Source organism: Shouchella shacheensis (assembly GCF_001484965.1).
Lineage (GTDB): Bacteria > Bacillota > Bacilli > Bacillales > Bacillaceae_D > Shouchella > Shouchella shacheensis.
On record NZ_LLYY01000008.1, the window covers coordinates 51,284 to 72,748 of the forward strand.

The 21,465-nt window shown below is 47.4% G+C and carries 21 protein-coding genes; 12 read left to right on the plus strand and 9 right to left on the minus strand.

Features of this window, described 5'->3' with window-relative positions; genetic code table 11:
• Positions 1-90: 90 nt before the first annotated feature.
• Positions 91-336 (minus strand): YgaP family membrane protein, encoded by a 246-nt coding sequence (locus tag AVZ68_RS10315; protein WP_059104470.1) that lies wholly within the window; start codon positions 334-336, stop codon positions 91-93.
• A 112-nt stretch (positions 337-448) separates the two neighbouring features.
• Here AVZ68_RS10315 and AVZ68_RS10320 point away from each other — a divergent pair, with 112 nt between their 5' ends.
• From AVZ68_RS10320 to ade, 5 genes are all read left to right on the plus strand, one after another.
• Positions 449-2,191 (plus strand): adenine deaminase C-terminal domain-containing protein, encoded by a 1,743-nt coding sequence (locus AVZ68_RS10320; RefSeq protein ID WP_059104471.1) that lies wholly within the window; start codon positions 449-451, stop codon positions 2,189-2,191.
• A gap of 87 nt (positions 2,192-2,278) precedes the next feature.
• Positions 2,279-2,590 (plus strand): YerC/YecD family TrpR-related protein, encoded by a 312-nt coding sequence (locus tag AVZ68_RS10325; RefSeq protein WP_059104472.1) that lies wholly within the window; start codon positions 2,279-2,281, stop codon positions 2,588-2,590.
• 143 nt (positions 2,591-2,733) lie between these two features.
• Positions 2,734-3,306 carry a TetR/AcrR family transcriptional regulator gene (locus tag AVZ68_RS10330; protein WP_059104473.1) on the plus strand — a complete coding sequence of 191 codons (573 nt, stop codon included), beginning with the start codon at positions 2,734-2,736 and terminating at the stop codon, positions 3,304-3,306.
• Positions 3,307-3,386: 80 nt separating this feature from the next.
• Complete coding sequence (locus AVZ68_RS10335; RefSeq protein ID WP_059104474.1) at positions 3,387-4,316, plus strand: SDR family NAD(P)-dependent oxidoreductase; 930 nt, start codon at positions 3,387-3,389, stop codon at positions 4,314-4,316.
• A gap of 101 nt (positions 4,317-4,417) precedes the next feature.
• Positions 4,418-6,154: an adenine deaminase gene (ade, locus tag AVZ68_RS10340; protein ID WP_059104475.1), complete on the plus strand. Its 1,737-nt coding sequence runs from the start codon at positions 4,418-4,420 to the stop codon at positions 6,152-6,154.
• Between the two features lie 220 nt (positions 6,155-6,374).
• Here the strand turns inward: ade and AVZ68_RS10345 are convergent, their stop codons facing one another.
• On the minus strand, positions 6,375-6,995 hold the full coding sequence (locus AVZ68_RS10345; RefSeq protein ID WP_059104476.1) for a cell wall hydrolase: 621 nt from the start codon (positions 6,993-6,995) through the stop codon (positions 6,375-6,377).
• A 726-nt stretch (positions 6,996-7,721) separates the two neighbouring features.
• Here AVZ68_RS10345 and AVZ68_RS10350 point away from each other — a divergent pair.
• Positions 7,722-8,738 carry an MFS transporter gene (locus AVZ68_RS10350; RefSeq protein WP_059104477.1) on the plus strand — a complete coding sequence of 339 codons (1,017 nt, stop codon included), beginning with the start codon at positions 7,722-7,724 and terminating at the stop codon, positions 8,736-8,738.
• Here the strand turns inward: AVZ68_RS10350 and AVZ68_RS19820 are convergent.
• The 4 genes from AVZ68_RS19820 to AVZ68_RS10365 form a co-directional block, all read right to left on the minus strand.
• Positions 8,682-9,464 (minus strand): AraC family transcriptional regulator, encoded by a 783-nt coding sequence (locus AVZ68_RS19820; protein WP_082676489.1) that lies wholly within the window; start codon positions 9,462-9,464, stop codon positions 8,682-8,684. The genes AVZ68_RS10350 and AVZ68_RS19820 overlap by 57 nt on opposite strands.
• 480 nt (positions 9,465-9,944) lie before the next feature.
• A complete protein-coding gene (locus tag AVZ68_RS10355) occupies positions 9,945-10,220 on the minus strand; it encodes a thioredoxin family protein (RefSeq protein ID WP_059104478.1) in 276 nt (91 codons plus the stop codon).
• A 2-nt stretch (positions 10,221-10,222) separates the two neighbouring features.
• Positions 10,223-10,630, minus strand: a complete 408-nt coding sequence (locus AVZ68_RS10360; protein WP_059104479.1) for a MerR family transcriptional regulator — start codon at positions 10,628-10,630, stop codon at positions 10,223-10,225.
• A 253-nt stretch (positions 10,631-10,883) separates the two neighbouring features.
• Positions 10,884-13,301, minus strand: coding sequence for a penicillin acylase family protein (locus tag AVZ68_RS10365; protein WP_059104480.1), 2,418 nt, complete (start codon positions 13,299-13,301; stop codon positions 10,884-10,886).
• A 166-nt stretch (positions 13,302-13,467) separates the two neighbouring features.
• Here AVZ68_RS10365 and AVZ68_RS10370 point away from each other — a divergent pair, with 166 nt between their 5' ends.
• The 3 genes from AVZ68_RS10370 to AVZ68_RS20890 all read left to right on the plus strand — a co-directional run bounded on the left by AVZ68_RS10370 (position 13,468) and on the right by AVZ68_RS20890 (position 14,870).
• Positions 13,468-14,352: an aldose 1-epimerase family protein gene (locus AVZ68_RS10370; protein ID WP_059104481.1), complete on the plus strand. Its 885-nt coding sequence runs from the start codon at positions 13,468-13,470 to the stop codon at positions 14,350-14,352.
• 142 nt (positions 14,353-14,494) lie between these two features.
• Positions 14,495-14,644 carry a protein YhfH gene (yhfH, locus tag AVZ68_RS21055; RefSeq protein WP_157404636.1) on the plus strand — a complete coding sequence of 50 codons (150 nt, stop codon included), beginning with the start codon at positions 14,495-14,497 and terminating at the stop codon, positions 14,642-14,644.
• Between the two features lie 97 nt (positions 14,645-14,741).
• On the plus strand, positions 14,742-14,870 hold the full coding sequence (locus AVZ68_RS20890; RefSeq protein WP_281176613.1) for a hypothetical protein: 129 nt from the start codon (positions 14,742-14,744) through the stop codon (positions 14,868-14,870).
• A gap of 92 nt (positions 14,871-14,962) precedes the next feature.
• Here AVZ68_RS20890 and aceA read toward each other — a convergent pair whose 3' ends face one another.
• From aceA to AVZ68_RS10385, 3 genes are all read right to left on the minus strand, one after another.
• Positions 14,963-16,243, minus strand: coding sequence for an isocitrate lyase (aceA, locus tag AVZ68_RS10375; protein WP_059104482.1), 1,281 nt, complete (start codon positions 16,241-16,243; stop codon positions 14,963-14,965).
• A gap of 388 nt (positions 16,244-16,631) precedes the next feature.
• Positions 16,632-17,531: a hydroxymethylglutaryl-CoA lyase gene (locus AVZ68_RS10380; protein ID WP_059104483.1), complete on the minus strand. Its 900-nt coding sequence runs from the start codon at positions 17,529-17,531 to the stop codon at positions 16,632-16,634.
• Positions 17,515-18,174 carry a GntR family transcriptional regulator gene (locus AVZ68_RS10385; protein ID WP_059104484.1) on the minus strand — a complete coding sequence of 220 codons (660 nt, stop codon included), beginning with the start codon at positions 18,172-18,174 and terminating at the stop codon, positions 17,515-17,517. The genes AVZ68_RS10380 and AVZ68_RS10385 overlap by 17 nt, the downstream gene beginning before the upstream one ends.
• A gap of 252 nt (positions 18,175-18,426) precedes the next feature.
• On the opposite strand from AVZ68_RS10385, the gene AVZ68_RS10390 reads away from it, so the two are divergent.
• The 3 genes from AVZ68_RS10390 to AVZ68_RS10400 are packed head-to-tail and all read left to right on the plus strand — an operon-like array spanning position 18,427 to position 21,462.
• Entirely contained in the window at positions 18,427-19,626 is a 1,200-nt protein-coding gene (locus tag AVZ68_RS10390) for a CaiB/BaiF CoA transferase family protein (RefSeq protein WP_059104580.1), read from the plus strand.
• Between the two features lie 43 nt (positions 19,627-19,669).
• Entirely contained in the window at positions 19,670-19,930 is a 261-nt protein-coding gene (locus AVZ68_RS10395; protein ID WP_245628111.1) for a hypothetical protein, read from the plus strand.
• Positions 19,927-21,462, plus strand: a complete 1,536-nt coding sequence (locus tag AVZ68_RS10400; protein WP_059104485.1) for a sodium:solute symporter family protein — start codon at positions 19,927-19,929, stop codon at positions 21,460-21,462. The genes AVZ68_RS10395 and AVZ68_RS10400 overlap by 4 nt, the downstream gene beginning before the upstream one ends.
• The last annotated feature ends 3 nt before the right edge of the window (positions 21,463-21,465 follow it).

The window sequence follows — 21,465 nt, forward strand, 5'->3', positions numbered from 1 at the left end:
TGCCGCTTTGCGTGTGTACCTGCCGACTTCGAATTTACACGTCCGTCGTCTAAAGAAAAACAGGAAGCCCTTGCCCACTGTCTCCCTCATCTACGAAGGGTTTAACACATTCGCGTCCTGATCACCCGCTCCCTCTTCCTCCAGTTGCTGCTTCAGTGCCACCATCGGGCAGTAGCGAACAATCCCTTCTGCAGTCTTCATTGCGCCGCCCATGACGCCTAAATGTGAAAGGACGCACTTTGGATGACGTGAGAGCCTTGCTCCTGCGCAGACAAGCAACGAAAGGCCACAAGTGATCCGGCATAAAGCATTGATACGACTGATGTTTGGTTTCATTAAAAACTCTCCTCATAAAAAGTTGGTGATAAAATGTCACAATTACTAATTAGCAGAGCTAAAAAGTATGGTAAGATGGATGAAAGAATGACTTGACGAAATGGGTGATTAGATGAGTACGGAGCGAATTCATCGTTGGACGAAAACACGGCTGCGTGAACATCTTAGTGTCGTGAAGGGCGAACGAGCACCGACGGTTGTGCTGAAAAATGCCACGTATTTGAACTATGCGCGCAGAAGATGGGTAAAAGCCAACATATGGATTGCGGATGATCAGATTGTCTACGTGGGTGCTGACTTTCCAGAAGTGACGGGTCAGACAGAGGTGGTTGACTGCGAAAGCCAATTCATTGTGCCAGGCTATATCGAACACCACGCTCACCCCTTTCAGCTATATAATCCCCAGAGCCTTGCAAAGTATGCATCGGAACGTGGGACGACAACCTTGATCAATGACAACTTGGTTTATTTTTTGAATCTAGACAAAAAGAAAGCGCTTTCTATGATTGAGAAGCTGGATGAGTTACCGACAACCATGTACTGGTGGGCGCGCTATGACTCGCAAACAGAGCTTAGAAGCGAGGAGCAATTTTCGAATTCGAAGCTTAAAGCATGGTTAGAGCATCACCTTGTCGTTCAAGGAGGAGAGCTAACCTCCTGGCCAAAGGTGCTGCAAGGCGATGATGTCACCTTGCACTGGATGCAGGAAACGACGCGTCTCCGAAAGCCGATTGAAGGGCACTTGCCTGGGGCGTCTGAGAGAACACTCTCGCAAATGGCCCTTCTCGGGGTGACGTGTGACCACGAGGCGATCACCGGGGAGGAAGTGGTGCGCAGGTTAGACACGGGGTACACTGTCTCCCTCCGCCATTCGTCGATTCGACCAGACTTGCCAAGGCTTTTTGAAGAATTAAAGGAACAGGATGTTGATTATTTCGGGCGCTGCTTAATGACAACTGATGGGTCTCCTCCTTCCTTTTACGAAGAGGGTGTCATGAACCAGTGCATTCAAATTGCGCTTGATGCGGGCATTGACCCCATTGATGCGTACGGGATGGCGACTTACTATGTTGCGCGCTACTACAATATCGACCATAAGCTCGGCATGATTGCCCCTGGTCGTATTGCGCATTTGAACTTTCTAAGCGATGTATCCAATCCTACCCCTGTTAGCGTGATGGCCAAAGGGCAATGGGTGATGAAGGACGGCGAACCGTGTGTGGATCACTGGTCGCTTCCGTGGAACGAGTACGGCATTAAGCCACTGAAAATTGATTGGGACTTGCGAGAGGATGAGCTGCATTTCTCGATGCCGATGGGGATTGAGATGGCTAATGCGGTCATTCTTAAGCCGTATCAAATTGGTCTTGAGACAACGGTCAAAGAGCTTGGCACTGATCACGACGAGAGTTATTTTGCGATGATTGACAAGAAGGGGAAGTGGCTCGTCACCACGATGATTAAAGGGTTCGCGAGCTCGGTCATGGGTTTTGCCAGCTCCTATTCCTATACAGGCGACGTCATTTTAATCGGCAAACGCATTTCCGATATGGTAAAGGCGTTCGAAAAGATGAAGGAACAGGGCGGTGGCATGGTGCTCGTGGAAGGCGGCGAGGTCATTGGTCGAATGGTGTTGCCACTCATGGGAATGATGTCTGATGAGCCGCTTGAGGGCATCATGGAAGAAGAAAAAAAGCTAGCCCAGCAGCTAAGAGATAGAGGGTACAAACACGAAGACCCCATGTACAGCTTGCAGTTCTTTTCAGCGACACATCTTCCCTATATCCGAGTCACACAGCGAGGAATTTACGATGTTCGAAAGAAAACAGTACTCTTTCCTGCCATTATGCGTTAAACTAGTAGTGAACACTTTCGTGCTTTACCACTTTAAAATTTTCACGCATCGTAGAGAGAAGCACAAAACTCGAAGGGTGTGACACGTTTGCAAATAAACAAACTGCGAGGAAAAGAGCTGGATCAGCTGTTTCAATCCATTCTTTCTTTAAAAGATCTGGAAGAGGCGTATGAGTTTTTTGACGACCTTTGCACAATCAACGAGATTCAATCACTCGCCCAGCGGCTCGAGGTCGCACGGATGCTAAGGGACGGCTACACGTATCACAAGATTGAAACCGAGACCGGCGCAAGCACAGCCACCATTTCCCGTGTGAAACGCTGCTTGAACTATGGCAACGATGGCTATAAAATGACGCTGGATCGGATTAACGCACAGGAAGAGCCGACAGAGGCTTAATCGATTTGGTGAGAGGGGGAGTCTGTTCAGGAGAGCAGGCTTTCTTTTTTATTCAAAAAAGAAACGGTGACTTTCCCTTGACAACCGTACAATCATCGAGTATGGTTTTAATTGAACAGTGGTTAAATGAATGAGGGATTTGAATGGCAGCCAGAAAAGCAGTGGAGAAAGAATTAACACGTGAAATGATTTTGGATGCAGCAAGGGGGCTGTTTGTCAAAAAAGGGTACCAACATGTATCCATGAGACAAATCGCCAAAGAATTAAGCTACAGTCATGGAGCCATTTATTATCATTTTAAAAACAAAGCTGAGTTGTTCTATGCGTTAGTTGAGGTTCATTTTTCGATGCTTGATGAAAAGGTAGACAACATCGTTGACCAAGAGAAAGAAGACATCGAAAAACTGAGACAAATTCTTCTAGGCTTTATTGAATTCGGCTTAACCCATCAAAGTCACTACGAAATTATGTTCTTGATCAAGGAAGAAGAAGTCAGGCATTTTTTAAGTGAAAGTCCGATGAAGACCTACGAAAAATTTTCCAAGTTTGTGGCGGTGTATAGTGAGAAACAGCTGTCTGTTGGGGAGATCTGGTCGATTTTTCTATCATTGCACGGGTTCGTTACGCATTATTTGCGCCATGTCACCCATTTTACAGATGTAAAAGGAATGGCAGAGGCGCATGTCGAGTTATTGCTAAAATGGACAAAAACATAAGGGTGAATACTTGGCGTTAAGTCAAGTTTTTCTCAACCATAATTTGAACAGTGGTTAATAAAATGAAGGAGTGATGGAGAATGAAAGCATTGGTTCTAGGAGCATCAGGGGGCATGGGGTATTCGATTGTAAACGAGTTATCCCGACGAGGAGTCGAAGTGACCGCCTTTGCTCGTTCGAAGGATAAACTGGATAAAATGTTTCGTGAAAGCCCGAATGTGACTGTACATTCCGGGGATATTTTCCGCCAGGATGAATTGGATGTGGCAGCAAGTGGTGTCGACATGATTTTTCATGCCGCAAATATTCCATACGGAGATTGGCAAGCAAACTTACCAATAATGACTCACCATATTATTGCAAGCGCAAAAAAGCATTCAGCCAAGCTAGCAGTAGTCGATAATCTTTATGCATATGGAAGAGGAACAGGGGCTAAAATTGAGGAAACGACCCCGAAACATCCACACACGAAAAAAGGAAAAATTCGTCTGCAGATGGAAGAGATGATTCAGCAATCAGGAGTGCCGTATGTGATTGCCCATTTTCCAGATTTTTATGGTCCCTATGCTGAGAACGCCCAATTAAATTACACCTTGAGACAAGTGCTTGCGGACAAGAAAGCGAATTTTATAGGCAACCAATCAATGGCCAGAGAGCATATCTACACGCCTGATGGGGCAAAAGCGTTAGTTGAACTGGCGCTGTGTGAGGATGCCTATGGTCAAAACTGGAACATTCCGGCGTTTGACGTGATTAAGGGGGAAGAAGTAATCGAAATGGTTCGTTCCATTACGGGGTATACAAAGGGTGTTTCGACGGTGACAAAGAATATGCTCCGCTGCTTAGGCTTTTTTAACAAACAAATGCGTGAATTTGTAGAAATGCAGTATTTAAATGAAGAGCCTGTTTTATTAAGTGGCGAAAAGTATGAAAAGCTGCTTGGGCCAGTGCCAAGAACCCCGTACTTCCAAGGGCTACGAGAAACGATTGAAACTTATAAAAAGAAATAATCGACGCCGAAACAAATTCACTTGCTTCGGCCCTACTTTCAACAAACCAATGGCTTGCAAAGGGAATATCGTTTACAATAGACCCTAAGATTTAGGGGGCGATGACGCTGAAGACACCGGATCTAGCACATAAGCTAGCTGTAGCAAGCAGGGAAAAACCTGCAGATCTGTTAATTAAAAATGGAAAAATTCTCGATATGTACGCTCTCCAAATTGTTGAGGAAACAGTGGCCATTGCTGGCGATGAAATTGTCGGTATTGGAGCGTATACGGATGGCCTTGAAGTGATTGATGCGAGCGGCCAGTACATTTGCCCAGGGCTGATCGATGGGCACGTTCATATAGAGTCGGCGATGGTGCCACCGGAGACGTTCGCGAGCGTCGTCGTTCCAAAAGGCGTGACGACGGTGATCGCGGACCCTCATGAGATCGCCAATGTCGGAGGCAACAAAGCGGTTCAGTACATGGTTCAAGCATCGAAGGGCCTGCCTCTGGACGTGAAGATCATGGTGCCTTCCTCTGTTCCAGCGGCTTCCTTTGAACAAAACGGAGCCACACTTTCCGCAGAAGAGGTGGAACAGCTGCTTCATACCGACGGTGTTTACGGACTAGGCGAGGTGATGGACTATCCAGCTGTTCTTCAGGCGGAGGAGAGTATACTGCAGAAGTTGGAGGCCGCTCGGGCAAACGGGTGTGTGATCGATGGCCATGCCGCTGGGCTTGGGGCGACCGCGCTCAATGCTTATCTCACGGCGGGCATTGCCAATGATCATGAAGCCGTGTCTGAACAAGAGGCGATAAGCCGGGTGCAGCGGGGAATGTACGTATTAATGCGTGAGGGTACCGCAGCCAGGAATCTAGAAGCTCTCCTGCCGGCTGTGACGTCCGCAAACGCCCGAAGGTTTGCGTTTGCGACGGATGATAAGCATCTGGATGATCTTATCCGCGAGGGGAGCGTTGACGCCAACATCCGTAAGGCTATTGCACTTGGAGTCGAGCCGCTTCAAGCGATCCAGTTCGCCACTCTTAACGTTGCCGAGTGCTTCAAGCTTGAGGAAAAAGGAGCGATTGCACCCGGCAAGGAGGCAAGCTTCCTCCTACTTTCAGACCTTGAATCGTTTACAGTGGAATCGGTGTATGTCAAAGGACGCTGTGTGGCCAGGGGAGGAAAGGGAACCGAACCTCTACGTGCGAGCGTTCAGCCACCTGACGATCTTCTGGACAGTGTGCGTGTAAAACCTTTTACAAGCGAAGCACTTGCTTTGCCGCTCACTGAAGGCAGCCAGGCCCGTATTATCCAAACCAATGAGGATTCAATTATTACGGAACACATCGTCGAGCCGGTGCCGGTGGAAGACGGTCGTTTTCACCCCGCCAACGGCTATTTGAAGCTCGTCGTCGCAGAGCGCCATAAGCAAACCGGTGATATCGGTATTGGCATTGTAAAGGGGATCGGTATCACGGATGGCGCCATCGTCTCCACCGTTGCCCACGACTCGCACAACATCATCGCCTGTGGAAGTGACGATACAAGCATTGAGGCAGCGATCACGCATGTGGCGCAAATGAGGGGCGGGATGGCCGTCGTAAAAGGGGAGGAGGTAATGGCCTCGCTTCCGCTCGAGCTTGGGGGATTGATGTCGCTTTCCTCAAGCGACGAGGTGAAGCAGAAGCTGAATGAGTTGCAGAAGGCTCTCCTTAACATCGGTTATCAGGCAGAAAAGGACCCGTTTCTTACACTTGCGTTTCTCGCTCTGCCCGTGATTCCATCGCTAAAACTGACGTCCAAAGGCTTGTTTGATGTCGAGACCTTTGAGTTTGTGGATGTTGAGGCTTAACCACTTATAGGGAACAAAAAAACCAGAGGACTTTTGAATCCTCTGGTTTTTCTTGTCTAGCTCCGGTGGGTAGAAGCGTCGAGATTTTTCGCCCTAACAATGAAATCCAAGGTCGGGATTTCGTTGTCAGATCTCCAAAATTCTCGCTTTTGTTCAACTGCGCTTTTCGGTACGAGTTAGGCACGCGCAGAAAGTCTGGATAGCTGGACCACCCCTGTCTCTATTGCTTAAAAACGTGGTTCCCGATCGTTTCTGTCGTTGAGCGGCTATCCAACCAGTTGTTGGTTGCAATGGCTGGGTTATAAAAAAACATCGCATCATTTCCTGACGAAGCATGTGTCGCCAGCGCTTCTTCCGCCGCGCGTGTGCTCTGTGCGTCAGCAGGTGCGTGGATGCTGCCGTCTATAACCGGAGAGAACTGTCCTGCTTCATAGATCACGCCTTCGATGGAGTTCGGATGACTGCCTGCATCCACACGGTTGAGGACAACATGTCCAACCGCCACTTGACCAGCGTACGGCTCTCCCTCAGCTTCAGCACGGATAGTGCGGGCGAGAAGGTCGAACTCGCTAGTTGACGCTGCGACAGCCTCTGTTTGCGTTCCGCCGACTTGAGCGGTGTTTGATTCGGTTTGAGTACCGTCAATCGAAAGTTGCTGACCTGGAAAGATCAACTCTTTATTATCAATCTGTGGATTCATTTGCGCAAGTTGTGATTGAGAAAGGCCATTCTTGCTGGCAATTCCTCCAAACGTATCTCCGCTTTTGACTTCATATCCTAGGGCTGGAGTGGCAACGAGCATTGAGACTCCTAGAACTGATGTAGCTACTAGTTTTTTCATACGATGTGCACGCTCCTTTTAAAGTAGTAGTGAGCCTTTCCTTCAATCCATAGACTCGAACCTGCATTCAAACACAGGCAGGAAGGCCCCGTCAACCAATGGGCTTGGCTCACTGTGTGTGAGTCTAACAATCTAGCGAGCAGATGTCTAATAGAAGGGCTTGGGAATCTGGGGAAGTGGAGGCGGTTTGAACAGAAGCAAGGGTCTTGGAAGGCCTGTTAGCAATCTCGGCTTTAAAATTTCAAGGCAGGACTGAGAATCTCGACAGTAAAAATTGTATCGCCATGTAACAGTTACCCATAATAACAAAACCACTCCTGAAGTGTAATATAGAAGTGGTTTTTTCATTCCAAAAACGTTTTTTTTACGCCTGTTTACGGAAAAAACTCGCAATTAGGAGCTGATTTACTGTTGGTTAAATATGCAGATAGATGTCTAGTTAAAAAATATTGCGCTTTATCGAGCAATATTTGAGCAGACAGCTTTTAGATTTATCTCCTATGATAAATCTGAGGTGATACGCATGCTCCGAGCTTTAAAGAGAGCCAACATTAGAGATTACTTGCTTGCCACAACTTTTTCAAGTTTGGGTAACAGTATAAGTGCCTTTGCTTGTTTATTTATCGCATATGAGCTTACAAGCTCTGAATGGCATACTACACTCAGTGCAGCTGCCACAACAGCTCCCTACTTGATAGTCGGGCTACCTGGGGGAATTGTTGCAGATTGGTACCCAAAACAGTTTTTACTGCAACGGTTGTCACTGGTTTATATCTTATTGTTAATGACGCTTTTTATCATTGGTGTTTTTGGTGCACTTTTTGGTTGCTACTCACACTTACATTTGCACTACATACCATTGGAAGTTTCTACAATCCTCCATTGAGAGCTTTATTGCCGTTAATTACGCTTCAAGAAGAACGTTCTACAGTTAATAGCCTATTTGACCTTGTGAGTCGAGGATCAACGGTATTAAACCCAATGATTGCGGGAGCTTTTATTTTATTTATGGAGTTGTATGTATTGTTTGCTGTGAGCATGGCTTGCTTTATCCTTACATTTCTAAAGTTAAAAAAGATCAACGTTTCTGAGTTCAAAACATCTGATAGAAAGTCTTTACGAAAAGGGTGTGAGTCACTTGCCCAATTTTTTACATGGGCTAAAAACGATTCGATGATGCGATTACTTTTTCCTTCAACTTTTATGGTGGTATTCTTCTATACGTGGACATGGCAAGTTGGTCTTTTATTAGCTCTCCATGAGCTCACCCAAAATGGTGAAGAATACTACACCTTTCTACAAGGAATTTTTGGTGCAGTTGTTGTTATTGCTAATATAGTGATCCCTATTGTTTTTAAGCATTTCTCCATCAAAACCTACGCGTACGCATCTTTACTATGGGGTATAGGAATGCTTGGCTTTGGTTTATTTTATAACGTCCCAGGGTTCATATTTAGTATAACTATTGTTGGCTTATCCGTGCCTTTCGCTGGCTTGGCTCGTGTCTATATTCTACAACATTATGTTCCAGAGTCCATGCATGGTAGGGGATTTAGTGCGAACGCTGTACTTTTATATGCTTCAAACACCTTGTCATTGCTACTGATCGGTTATCTCGCTTCATATGTAGAAATTGCTTCACTGATGCTTATTAGTGCTGTACTCATGCTACTAAGCAGCTTCTGTTTAATAGTGATCATTACTATAAAGCGACCGAAAGTTAGAAGGAGTGATGCCATATAATGTTTTAAAATAAAAGGTGTAACTCGAAACATTTTTAAACCCATACTCATGACTAATGGAAGTAATTGTTTTCACGTTTCTCTTTAAATCTTCTTGACTTTTCATCACTCGGTAGATCTGTAACCAAGAATAAGGAGAGGTTCCTGTTTGCTCTTTAAAAATTCGACTAAATTGATACTTGCTTGTATTTGCGACAGATGCCATCTCACCTAGGTTCCATTGGTTCCGATAACTTTGTTTTAGAGCGTCGATAACACGTTCCACCAAAGCATGATCATGAACCGAACTCCAAGATGACTGATAACTATGAATCGTGTATTGCTTTAGTAAATGAACAAATTGAAAGATGCTATGCTCAATAAAATTCAATAAGTCATCTTGATTCGGTTGACTTCGTAAATATCCTCGTACAAAGTTAGACCATTGATTGAGGGATGGATATTTATAAGTAACGCTGGCAAACGTTAAGTCCGTACTGTGGAATAAATCAGAATTAATCTCAATAAGAAACTTCTCTTCTGTAACCGACAATTGGCGGTGTGAATCGTGAGGATTTAAGAGTAATAATTCGTCTCGACCAATTTGAAAATCACCCTGCTGGGTAGAATATCTACTTGGTCCTTTTAGAGAAAAGATACATTTGTAAACTCCATCGTCTCTCCAAGGTCTTTCTCCAAGCCCATCATGACGGTATAGAATTCCTCCATTTGAGGATAGTATATACATGGGAATTCACCCTTTACGATAATCTTACCACTAAAAAACGAACTAACCTACACAAATGCTTCTTCAGCTATATGGTCCTAAAAAAGAAAACGGACGCTAACTCTTATTTAAGTTTAGCGCCTCGTTAGTTAAATATTGTTTAATCGTATACTGAAATAGGGGTTGCCTACTACCCTTCCATTCACTCAAGCCATCTTGGGGCTGTTTTTTTAAAGTGAACGCCTTTGCCTAGCCACGTTAAAAAAATACCCCGAAGAGACTTCGAGAGATTCATGACCAGTAATTGAAGGGCAATCACCGTTTCACTGGTGTTTCGAAGGCATGCTCGGATAAGACCGGGCCATAGAAACGCCCATCCGTGGACATGGCTCATGGCCACCTTAGCCTCAACTCCACATTCGTATGGGCTTTCCCACGGACCAGCGCCTGTGAAGCACCGTTCTGTAAATTAAAAGCCTTAAATCACACTGTTCCGGTGAATTATTTACCTTGTATCTCTGCTTCTAAAGTATTGAAGTCCACTCCGTTGTTAAGGCAGCAATCCACTAATTTCCCGTCAATAGCAACCGCCGGAATCGATTGAACCCCATACTCTTTAGCTTTATCTCCACATTCATTGGTGTCACACTTTTCGTTCAAATCATACACAACAACTTGATGCTCAGAACTTTGTTGCGTAAGTTCCTTGACTCGTTTTACAGTGCCTTCACAGATGGGGCAACCTGACGTAAATACTTCTACTAAACGCTTAGCCATTTCTAACTCACTCCTTTAAAATTTTTGATAATGGGACATTCTCCTTTTGAAACACTGGAACCAGGACACTTTTCCGTCAAGTCTTCAAGCAATGTTTTCATTTGGTGTAGATCATGAATTTTCGTTTCAATCTCTTTTATTTTACTTGTTGCAAAATCTTGGATTTCCACAGAACGAAAATTTTCATCCTTTGAAGCAGATAAGAGGTTTTTAATTTCTTCGAGAGTAAACCCTAAATCCTGCGTAAGTTTGATGAATTTAACATCTTCTACGACTTCTTGAGGGAATTTCCTGTAACCTGATTCCGTTCGAGGAGGATCAGAAATTAACTCACGCCTTTCATAATATCGAATGGTTTCAATATTGACGTTTGCTTCTTTTGCTACTTGGCTTATTGTTAATCCTTCCATTTCATCCCCTCCTTGGCTATTAGTATGTACCCTGTACTATGGTACAGGGTCAATAGTAATTTTATCCTTTTTATCAATAACCTTTTTCCATTAACTGCCCCAATCATAAGATTGATAATCGGTTTCAGTATAGAACTTTATTTCCATGTAAGACCCTCCTTTTAACTTGATCTGGCAGTCTAAAGAAACCTTAAGCGAGTGGACGCCGAAGCTAGAAAAAACTTGCTAGAACGCTAGCACGCAAAAGCGATTTCTATTCAGGAACAAGCTGCAAGTGCTCACCTTCTGCCCGATATACCTCTAAATCGGTCGAAGTCGCGTGAAATCGACCTTCCACCCAGTCTTCAAGCTGACTGTGGTACGTATCACTGGTCACGTGTCCTGATTGGCCCGGGCCGACAATATGGTAGCTCTCGCTCAAGTCCTGCAAATCCATCACGCCTCGCCAGCCGGCTCCGTGGGTCGTCGCCCCGGTTTCACTGTTGTAGCCGGCCGCCATAACCGTGATGCGGCTGCCATCCACGGGAGTAGGGCTTGCATTGAAGAGATAGTTAAGCGGAGTGACGGCCGCAAGCGGGTGGCTAAACGTCACCTGGTGGAACTCTCCCCATTGCCACTCCTCTGGCGTACTTCCTTGAAGCGCTTCGGCACGATCGACGGCTTGTTGAAGGCTGGCCGTGGCGACTTCACCAAGACCGCCCCCTGCCTCGATCCACGGTCCAGCATCTCCAGCATGGGCCGCACGGATCAGCTCATCAACGATTCCAGCCCGGCCTTCAAATAGTTCAAGCATTTCTTCTGGAATCCGCTCTTTAAACAGGAGGGCGGACAGCTCCTCCATCCAAAAATGAAACAGCAGCGGTCCGGCTTCCTCGCGGTTATCGAGCTGGTTCCATGAGGCAAGCATTTCGAGCGCCTCTCTGTCGATGGCTCGCAAGCTCTCCTTATTTAGTGCCTCTGTTAAAATCGGAAGCATTTCTTCAGCCTGCAGGTTCACGGTGTCCATCTGTAGCGTCTGCATGTCTTCGGCCGTGTGCGCATCGCTTTCTCCAAGTACATCAAGGATGCGTTGATGACGATAAGGTTGAGCCCATGTGTGCGAGAGATGATATGGGTAATCCTCTCCGCCAATTTGATTGTTTGCGGTGGAGATCATTCCTGATTCGGGGTTCACAATCTTCGGCAACTCCTCCCAGGGAATGTAGCCTTCCCATTCATAATCCGCGTCCCAGCCTGGTACAGGCAAAAGGGCGTCTTCCTCACTTGAGCGTATCGGAATTTTTCCGTTGGCCCGGTAGGCAATCGTCCCGTCTGTACTCGCAAAAACAAAATTTTGCGCGGGGGTCTGGAAGTCGGTTAAGGCTTCGCTAAACGCGTCCCAATCATCGGCCCTGTTGTAATCCAACACGGCTTGAAGTTCCGTTGAAGCTTCGTGAGCGGTCCAGCGCATCGAGAGCGCGTAATCGGCTTCCTCATCAACATGAGCATATTCAGAGAGGAGCGGTCCGTTCCTTGTCAGCACCACCTCATGCAACACAGGCTCTTCTTCTCCAGAGATCGCAATCTCTTCGGTGACGACCTCGGCATCGTACCATTCTCCCTCATAGCGAAACTGTTCAGGGTTGTCAGGGTTGCGCTCTTCTAAATAAAGCTGCTGTACATCCGGCCCGACATTCGTCACGCCCCAGGCAATGTCTTGATTGTGACCAAGGATAATGCCAGGAACGCCAGCGAAAATCACGCCGGTCACATCGACGGTAGGGGAGGAGAGGTGGCTTTCATACCAGATGCTCGGTGTTCCCATTCCTAGATGTGGATCATCGGCAAGAAGCGGCTGTCCGGACGCGGTTTTTTCCCCGGAAAGCACCCAGTTATTGCTTCCATTAAAAGGGTGAGGCAAATACGAGGAGACGTTGGCAAACGCTTTTTCTACATCCACGTCCGAATCCTTGACCGCTTCTAAAATCACAGGCCCATCCTCTGGATAGCTTGGCAAAAGATCCAGTGCTTCCTCTTCACTCACATTTTGGGCCAGCCAATAGCGAAACGCCTGCCCTTGCCAGTTGCCGCCAAGGTCATAGGCCATATACTTGCCAATGGTAAGCGAATCAAGCGCTGTCCATGGTTCGGGCTCATAGCCTAGGAGGCGAAATTCTATTGGCAGCGTCCCTTCGTGTACGGCGTTTTCGATGTAGGCATTCACCCCCTCCGCGTATGCCTCTAAGTAGTCAAGTGTTTCACTGTTGTACGCAGATAAAGACGCTTCTGCTGCCCGTCTGAGCCCGAAGGTACGAAAATACTTATCGGTATCAAGCGCCGATTCACCAATAACCTCACTGAGCATCCCGGATGCCTGACGCCGGCTTAAGTCCATTTGAAACATGCGATCCTGTGCAGTGATGTAGCCCTGACTGTAATATAAATCCTCATCGTTGTCTGCTTCAATATGGGGCACGCCCTGCTCGTCACGATAGACGTTCACCGGTGCATGGAGTCCCGCTAATGTGTGCTCGCCGCTCGTCTCTGGGATCGGTTTTTTCAGCTGTAAATAGGCCCAGAAAGCCACACCAATAAGCACAAAGACAAAAATTGTAATCGTAATGAGTACAATTCGTTTCCAGTTTAGTCTCTTTTTTGGCGGTAGCCGTCTTTCAGGTAAAGGCATGTTCATAAAATTCCCCCTTGTCTATATAAGAAAACGGTTACAACTTAGGGTATTCGGGATGAGCAAGCAATAATCCTGCTAGATGGATTCTGCAAACAACGTAAGCGTTCTTGCAATTTTTGTTCAATCCTTCATACTACGAAAGTAAAGAGGGAGAGAGGAAGGGAAATTAATGATCGTCATCGAGAATGAGTGGTTGAAAGTGAGTATCGCCAGCCGTGGGGCAGAGGTGCGCGAGGTTGTTCATAAGAAAAACGAGCGAAGTTATATGTGGGAGGGTGACCCTACTTACTGGGGACGTATATCCCCCGTGCTTTTCCCGATTGTCGGGCGTTTGAAGAAGGATCGCTATCAAGTGGATGGAGTGCAGTATGAGCTTTCGCAACATGGATTTTTGCGTGACCAAACGTTCACGATCGGGAAGATAAATACAGAGCAAGCGGAATTTATTTTTCAATCAGAAGGGCGCTTTCAAGAGCAATATCCGTATGAGTTTAAGGCTGTGATTACGTATTCCCTTCAGCGGGAAACGCTCTCCGTTCACTGGGAGGTTACGAACGAAACTAACGAAGCGATGTATTTTTCCATTGGCGCTCACCCGGCATTTCGCGTTCCACAGTTCGAAGGGGAAACGATCAACGACTACGAGGTAACGCTGAGGCCAGCGGAAGGGAAAACGGTGATGGAATACGAGCTTTCAGAAGGACTGGTCCGTGAAAAAGAACTGCTCACCAGTATGGATCGAGCGATTCCACTAAGCCACTCTGCTTTTAAAAATGACGCTCTGATCTTTAGCCATATAGACAGTGTGCGGCTCGCGTCAACAAAAAACAAATTTGCCATTGACGTCGTGCTCCCAGGCTTCCCATTCTTGGGGATTTGGTCGAAATACGATGAGAAAGAGGAGCGCATCGCCCCTTTTGTTTGCATCGAGCCATGGTACGGGCTTGCTGATATGGAAAAAGCAACGGGGGAATTAAGCGAGAAAACCGGTATGAACAAACTGGAAGCGTCTGAGGTGTTTCAGGCGGAATATCAAATGACCTTTTACGAATGAAGGAGAAGCATCGCTCAATGGGCGGTGTTTTTTTCTGAAAAAAAACAGCCGTATTTTATATAACAGTGTTTACTTTTTTCTTCTGTTATAATACAATACAAGTAACAAGCTCACATCAAAACGAAACCGAGGAGGGGTTCCTATGCAAGAACCGAAAGTACGTACACACATCGAGTTTTCTAGTATGACGGATTTGAGAACATGCCAAGATTGTGGTGAAGTGATGACGGACGCAGAAGAGACAGTTTTCACCCAATGTGACCGCTGCTTGCGGCATGTGGACCATAATTAAGACGGGTTAGATGAGTTCGAGGGAATTCCTCGAACTCATTTTTTGAGCGGATATGTAGGTAGAGGGAGTGGTGAGTGTGAGTGAGGAGGGCTCGAATGTGGGTGAGAAGGGCTCGGATGTGAGAGAGAAGAGCGCGGATGTGAGAGAGAAGAGATCGGATGTGAGAGAGAAAGTCGCGGATGTGAGAGAGAAGGGCGCAGATGTGAGAGAGAAGGCTCGAATGTGAGCGAGAAGAAGGGCCCGAATGTGAATGAACAAGAAAAAATGCAGAGAAATTGAAAAAGCGAGCGTCTCCCCACGGGCGCTCGCTCTTCTCATTTAAAACTGTGCCGCCTCGGTCGATCCAGCAAGGGCCGTCGTTGAGGAGGTTCCCCCTGCAATGGCCTGAGCCACCTCGTCAAAGTAGCCTGTGCCAACCTCGCGTTGGTGGCGGGTGGCGGTGTAGCCCTTTGCTTCAGCGGCAAATTCGTTTTGCTGTAGCTCCGAGTAAGCGCCCATGCCCCGCTCTCTGTAGCCGCTAGCCAGTTCAAACATACTGTAATTAAGCGCATGGAAGCCAGCGAGCGTCACAAATTGGAATTTGTACCCCATTTTTGCAATTTCTTTTTGAAAGGTCTCAATCGCCTCTTTATCGAGATTGGCTTCCCAGTTGAAGGATGGGGAGCAGTTGTACGCGAGAAGTTTAGTCGGATACTTTTCATGAATTGCCTCCGCAAACTGTCTGGCCTCTTCAAGACTTGGCTTCGATGTCTCGCACCAGATCAGGTCGGCAAAAGGGGCATAAGAAAGTCCGCGAGCAATCGCCTGCTGAATGCCTGCATTCGTACGGTAAAAGCCTTCAGCCGTCCGCTCTCCGGTGATAAATTTCGCATCCACGGGGTCAATGTCGCTCGTAATCAAGTCCGCGGCGTCGGCATCTGTTCGCGCTAACACCACGGTTGGTGTCCCGGATACATCGGCGGCAAAACGCGCCGCGACAAGATTGCGCACCGCGGTTTGTGTCGGAATGAGCACCTTCCCGCCTAGATGGCCGCATTTCTTTTCTGAAGCGAGCTGATCTTCAAGGTGAACGCCGGAAGCGCCTGCCTCAATCATCGCCTTCATCAGCTCAAACACATTCAGCTGCCCACCAAACCCGGCTTCAGCATCGGCAATGATCGGGGCGAAGTAGTCCACGTCATCGCTGCCTTCCATATGCTGAATTTGGTCGGCGCGAGAGAGGGCGTTGTTGATACGCTTCACGACTTGGGGCACTGAATTCGCAGGATAAAGGCTTTGATCGGGGTACATTTCCCCAGCCAAGTTTGCGTCAGCTGCGACTTGCCAACCGCTCAAGTAAATCGCTTTCAGACCTGCTTTGACTTGCTGCACCGCCTGGTTTCCGGTAAGCGCCCCAAGCGAGTGGATGTAGTCTTCTGTATGCAAGTAGTCCCATAGTTTCTTTGCGCCCGTTTTGGCGAGCGTATGCTCTACGGACAGTGAGCCGCGCAGCCTCACAACATCTTCCGCGGAATACGGACGTTCAATCCCTTGCCAGCGCTGCTCTTTTTCCCACTGTCTGTTCAATTCGTCGACTTGTTGCTGAAAGCTTTCGTTCATTTCTCTCATCTCCCTTTCTGTTATATTACAGATTTGGTTACATGTATTAATATATAACAGTTGATGTTGTTATGCAACAGATTTTTTTGAAAAATTTTGCGCGGGTGGCTGGCTCTTTAACGCTTTCGCGGGGTGTATACTTAATACTGTTTGCATGTGTACCAAGAGAGAAAAGTCTCTAATATGGACTTGCTTCGGGATCAGAAGCGCAAAAAAAAAGGGGAAGAAGATGTATGAAAGAGAGGATGCTTACTAACGAGCGATCTTCAAGGTGGAGTTTGAGAAATAAGCACGGGGATTCTAAGAGTGCTGGTAGAGGTCTGGTCCTTTCCGTTCAAGGGAGAAAGGGGCACTGTCATTCCCGGTGCCCCTTCCACAAGCTCTGAGTTTAAGCTTTCGTCAACTCGGACCGTTTGCCCGCCTTCATCACTAACCCATCAAGCGCCTTGCCCATCCAAGATTCCACGTCTTTAGCGAGGGCAATGACCGCGTCAAGATCTACTCCTGTCTGTATATCCATCTCGTGGAATAGATGAACCAAGTCTTCTGTGCAAATATTTCCTGTCGCCTTTGGGGCAAACGGACAGCCGCCCAGTCCGCCAATGGAGGAATCAAAGTGGGAAACACCTGCTTCATAGCCAGCAACCACATTTGCGAGGCCAAGGCCGCGAGTGTTATGAAAATGGAGGCCGAGGGAAGTTTCGGTTCCAAACTGTTGGTAGAAACGTTGGACCACTGTTTTCACTTGCATGGGATTAGCCATTCCTGTTGTATCGGCGAGAACGATTTCCTTTACCCCTGATAGGAGAAACTGCTCGCACACGCGAAACACGCGGTCAGTGGGCACATCGCCGCTAAAGGGGCAGCCGAAAGAAGTCGCAAGCACGGCGACAGTCGGACGCTCAGAGGCGGCCTCCCGGACGGAGGGCAGGAGGTCCTGCAATCCTTCGTCAACGGTTCGACGCGCGTTTTTTTGGTTAAAGGCATCGCTTGCGGCCATGGTGACATGAAGCACATCGATTTTCGTTTTCAGTGCCCTGGCAATCCCCGATTGGCTAAGTGCCAGCCCTGCAATGCTGACGCCCGCACGTGGCTGCCATGTGCTCATCACGTCCTCGGCATCAGCCATTGTCGGGACAAGCTTGCGGTTCACAAATGACACCGCTTCCAGTTTTGGGATGCCGCTTGCCGCAGCTCGTTCCATCATCTCGATTTTCTGGTCGACGGATAAAAACGTCTTTTCATTTTGCAGCCCATCTCTAGGTCCTACCTCACAAATCTGTATCATCGGTTTTTCCTCCTTCATAGTAATGAAGCACGTAATCCCTTCCTCTGAAAATATGTTCATTCATTGCTGCTCTCGCTCGTTCGCTGTCTCGCTTTGAAATAGCTTGCACGATGGTCTGGTGAGCGCCAAGCGATTGCCACAACCCCTCTTCACCGAACCAATAGAAAGACCGGTAAATAAACGGGAGGACGACAACTTTCGAGATCAACTCCTGAACATGCTTGTTTTGACTGGCTTGAAAAACAGCGTCGTGGAAACGTTTATTCACCTCTATAATGCGATGAATGCGTTTGGAATGGGGCTGTTGGGTTGTCCGTATTGCTTCCTCGTAGTTGGCGTTGGCTTGCATCATTTGTTCAATGTCTGAGGCCGTATGGTGGGCGGAAGCCTGCCCGGCGGCATAGCTTTCGAGCATCGCTCTAAGGTCATAAATTTGACGCAAGTCGTCTTTTGAAAACGTTCGAACGGTAAACCCCCTCTTTAACGGTGTGATTAGGCCGTCAAATTCGAGTTGCTTCAATGCGCTTCTAATCGGAGTGCGGCTCACATCCCAATCCTTCGTAAGTCCTTCTTCTGTTAACCGCTTGCCTTGGGCATACACTCCCGTCACGATGGCTTCTTTGATTTGTTCATATACGCTCATGTCAACACCTCAGACCTATCTTATCGAATGTTGGCAGTGTTGGCAATTAGAAATGTATACAAATGTGTTGGAGGAAGAAGATTTAATTGATGAATAAAATCTGTTATTTAAGGGTTTATGGGATATATATTAAACTTTTTAAAAATTACATTAGACTTTTTGTATACAAAGTGGTAGATTAGATGAAAAGAAAGCGCTGACATTTAAAGAAGGATGTGATTCATCGTGGTCAAACAAGATCGTGAAGGGAAGATTGACGCGCGGCTCCCGTTGGAAGGGGTGCGCGTGCTTGAATTAGGGACACTTATTGCGGGGCCTTTTGCTGGGAGGTTGCTTGCCGATTTTGGAGCTGAAGTCATTAAGATTGAAGCCCCTGACAAAGAAGACCCCATGAGAGGGTGGGGGCAAAGCAAGGATGGGGTAGGGTTGTGGTGGCCCATCCAGTCAAGGAACAAACAGTCGATCACCCTCAATTTACGTGAAGCGAAAGGACAGGAGTTATTCAGAGACCTGGCAAGAGAGGCAGATGTCATTATTGAAAATTTCCGACCAGGAACGATGGAGAAGTGGGGGCTTTCCTATGAGGCTCTAGCCGAAATCAACCCGCGCTTGATTATGATGCGCACTTCGGGGTTTGGGCAGACGGGTCCATATAAACATCGTGCAGGTTTCGGCAGTGTAGGCGAAGCGATGGGCGGAATACGTCATGTTACGGGCTATCCTGATCGGCCGCCGTCTCGGATTGGGATTTCCATTGGGGACACGCTTGCGGCGCTGTTTGCCACCATCGGATGTTTGACGGCCCTTCACGAACGTGAGCATTCTGGTCAAGGCCAGGTCGTTGATACGGCGATTTACGAGTCTGTGTTCTCCGTGATGGAAAGCATGATTCCTGATTATCTGCTGGCAAGTGTCGTTCGTGAAAGGATGGGCAACATCTTGCCAGGTATCGCTCCGTCCAACATTTATTTCACAAAGGATGAGACCTACATTGTCATTGGCGCCAATGCGGATGGAGTGTTTCGCAGGCTTTGTGAAGCCATGGAGGCGGACGACCTTTCTTCGCATCCAGACTATCGCACGCACGAGGCTCGCGGAAAGAATATGAAAGCGTTAGACGCGCGTATTGAAGCATGGACAAAATCGTTAAACGCAAGGGAGGCACTGGAGGTTCTAGAGGAAAAAGGCGTGCCCTCGGGGTTGATTTTTTCAGCGGAGGACATTGTCGACGATCCTCACTATCAAGCGCGAGAGATGATTGTGGATGTGGACCATTCGGAACTGGGGACGTTTCCCATGCCTGGCGTCGTACCGAAGCTTAGCCGGACACCAGGAAAAATTAGAAAGCCAGGAGCTACCAGTGTGGGAGCGGATAATGAATTCATCTATAGGAACATCCTAAACATCGACAAAGACGAGATGGAAAGGCTTAGAAAGGAAAGCATCATTTAGTGGCTCGTTGACAACCGATTCATTGAAGGGGAGGTAAGATGAAGTGGAGCGAAAAATAAAAGAGCCCGTAAAAAAACCGTGGATTTGGGTCGTTATGGGACTGCTTGTGTTGTTGAATGCGCCCTGGTACTTACCCGTAGGAAGTATTGAACCTTACATTTTCGGCGTCCCTTACTGGGCACTGATTACCGTTGTTCTTTCTCTTGCTCTGTGTGGATTTTTAAGCTGGCTTTGCCTTCACCACTGGAACATTGTTGAGGATATTGAAGAAGAGGAAGATAGGGAAAGGAGGGAGAAAGAGTGAACCTAACATTTTCCGGTACGGATGGGATTATCATATTGAGTGTGTATGCGTTCATTATGCTGTTTATCGGCTGGTGGGCGGGCCGGGGAAAAAAGCTGAATGAATCCCTTAGCGATTATTATTTAGCGGGCAAAAACTTAGGGATCATTGCGCTATTCTTTACCCTTTATGCGACCCAATACAGTGGGAATACAGTAGTGGGGTATGCGCCAACTGCTTACAGGGAAGGCTTTGCCTGGCTGCAATCCATCCCGTTCATGACGATCATTGTTGGGGTTTACTTGTTGATCGCTCCTCGCCTTTACGCCATTTCTAAGCGTGCCAATTTCATCACACCGACCGACTGGGTGACGTATCGGTTTAAGTCCAGCGCCGTAACGGTCCTCGCAATTTTTCTTATGCTCTGGGGGTTAGGGAATTACTTGCTTGAACAGCTTGTTGCCATCGGCCAAGCGGTGTCCGGTTTAACTGGAGGAACGATCCCCTATGAGTTTGCCGTCATCGCCTTTGTCTTCGTGATGCTGGCGTATGAATGGATGGGAGGAATGAAAGCGGTTGCCTTCACGGATGTGATGCAGGGAATTGTGTTAATGGTAGGAATTGTCATTCTGCTAGTAGGGGCTTTCACGCTCACAGGGTCCGGCTTTACGGGATTATCGGCGGATATTGCTTCTACAGCCCCGGAGAAAATAGGGGTCCCAGACACGGTCACCTCAGTTAATTGGATTAGCATGATCTTACTCGTTGGGTTCGGGGCGGCCATTTATCCCCATGCGGTTCAGCGCATTTACTCCTCCAAAAGCGAGCGGACGCTAAAGCGCTCCTTATCGCGCATGGCCTGGATGCCGCCTATTACGACTGGATTGGTCTTCATTGTCGGTATTATCGGAATTCAGCTTTATCCAACTCTTGATGTAGCTGAATCCGAACAGCTCATAGGCATGATTGCCAATGAAGTGGCTGCGATCAATAGCTTCTATTATTGGGTGATGGTTCTGTTCTTTGGCGGGATTGTCGCGGCGATTGTATCGACCGCTGACTCCGCTCTGCTTAGTTTCTCATCCATGGTTTCCAACGACATCTACGGAAAGTTTGTAAATCCAAAGGCCACAGAAAAGAAAAAAGTAAAGGTCGGGAAATTCGCTGGTATCGCCGTGATTGGGCTGCTTTTGTGGATTGCGTGGAATCCGCCGGGCACGCTTTATCAAATTTTTGTGCTGAAATTTGAGCTACTCGTACAAGTCTTCCCTGCGTTTGCTCTTGGGTTGTACTGGAAGAAGCTTGCGGCTGGGCCGGTTTTTTGGGGGATGCTAGTTGGGGCGATCATCGCTGGTACAATGACATTGACTGGAAATAGTACCATCTGGGGGATTCATGGCGGGGTACTGGGACTTGCGGCCAATTTCTTTATTTGCGTCACGGGGTCTTTGTTGATGCCTGCACCGGTTGAAACGCAAGAAGAAGCCAAGCAACTTACCTCCCTTCAATTAGATCAGGTTCGAAGCATGGAAAAAACAAAATCGTTAGGCTGACAG

What these genes read in the sequence shown, in the direction of transcription:
- AVZ68_RS10315 (WP_059104470.1), bottom strand. Translation starts at nt 336, where the DNA reads ATGAAACCAAACATCAGTCGTATCAATGCTTTATGCCGGATCACTTGT.
- AVZ68_RS10320 (WP_059104471.1), top strand. Translation starts at nt 449, where the DNA reads ATGAGTACGGAGCGAATTCATCGTTGGACGAAAACACGGCTGCGTGAA.
- AVZ68_RS10330 (WP_059104473.1), top strand. Translation starts at nt 2,734, where the DNA reads ATGGCAGCCAGAAAAGCAGTGGAGAAAGAATTAACACGTGAAATGATT.
- AVZ68_RS10335 (WP_059104474.1), top strand. Translation starts at nt 3,387, where the DNA reads ATGAAAGCATTGGTTCTAGGAGCATCAGGGGGCATGGGGTATTCGATT.
- ade (WP_059104475.1), top strand. Translation starts at nt 4,418, where the DNA reads ATGACGCTGAAGACACCGGATCTAGCACATAAGCTAGCTGTAGCAAGC.
- AVZ68_RS10345 (WP_059104476.1), bottom strand. Translation starts at nt 6,995, where the DNA reads ATGAAAAAACTAGTAGCTACATCAGTTCTAGGAGTCTCAATGCTCGTT.
- AVZ68_RS19820 (WP_082676489.1), bottom strand. Translation starts at nt 9,464, where the DNA reads ATGTATATACTATCCTCAAATGGAGGAATTCTATACCGTCATGATGGG.
- AVZ68_RS10355 (WP_059104478.1), bottom strand. Translation starts at nt 10,220, where the DNA reads ATGGCTAAGCGTTTAGTAGAAGTATTTACGTCAGGTTGCCCCATCTGT.
- AVZ68_RS10360 (WP_059104479.1), bottom strand. Translation starts at nt 10,630, where the DNA reads ATGGAAGGATTAACAATAAGCCAAGTAGCAAAAGAAGCAAACGTCAAT.
- AVZ68_RS10365 (WP_059104480.1), bottom strand. Translation starts at nt 13,301, where the DNA reads ATGAACATGCCTTTACCTGAAAGACGGCTACCGCCAAAAAAGAGACTA.
- AVZ68_RS10370 (WP_059104481.1), top strand. Translation starts at nt 13,468, where the DNA reads ATGATCGTCATCGAGAATGAGTGGTTGAAAGTGAGTATCGCCAGCCGT.
- yhfH (WP_157404636.1), top strand. Translation starts at nt 14,495, where the DNA reads ATGCAAGAACCGAAAGTACGTACACACATCGAGTTTTCTAGTATGACG.
- aceA (WP_059104482.1), bottom strand. Translation starts at nt 16,243, where the DNA reads ATGAACGAAAGCTTTCAGCAACAAGTCGACGAATTGAACAGACAGTGG.
- AVZ68_RS10380 (WP_059104483.1), bottom strand. Translation starts at nt 17,531, where the DNA reads ATGATACAGATTTGTGAGGTAGGACCTAGAGATGGGCTGCAAAATGAA.
- AVZ68_RS10385 (WP_059104484.1), bottom strand. Translation starts at nt 18,174, where the DNA reads ATGAGCGTATATGAACAAATCAAAGAAGCCATCGTGACGGGAGTGTAT.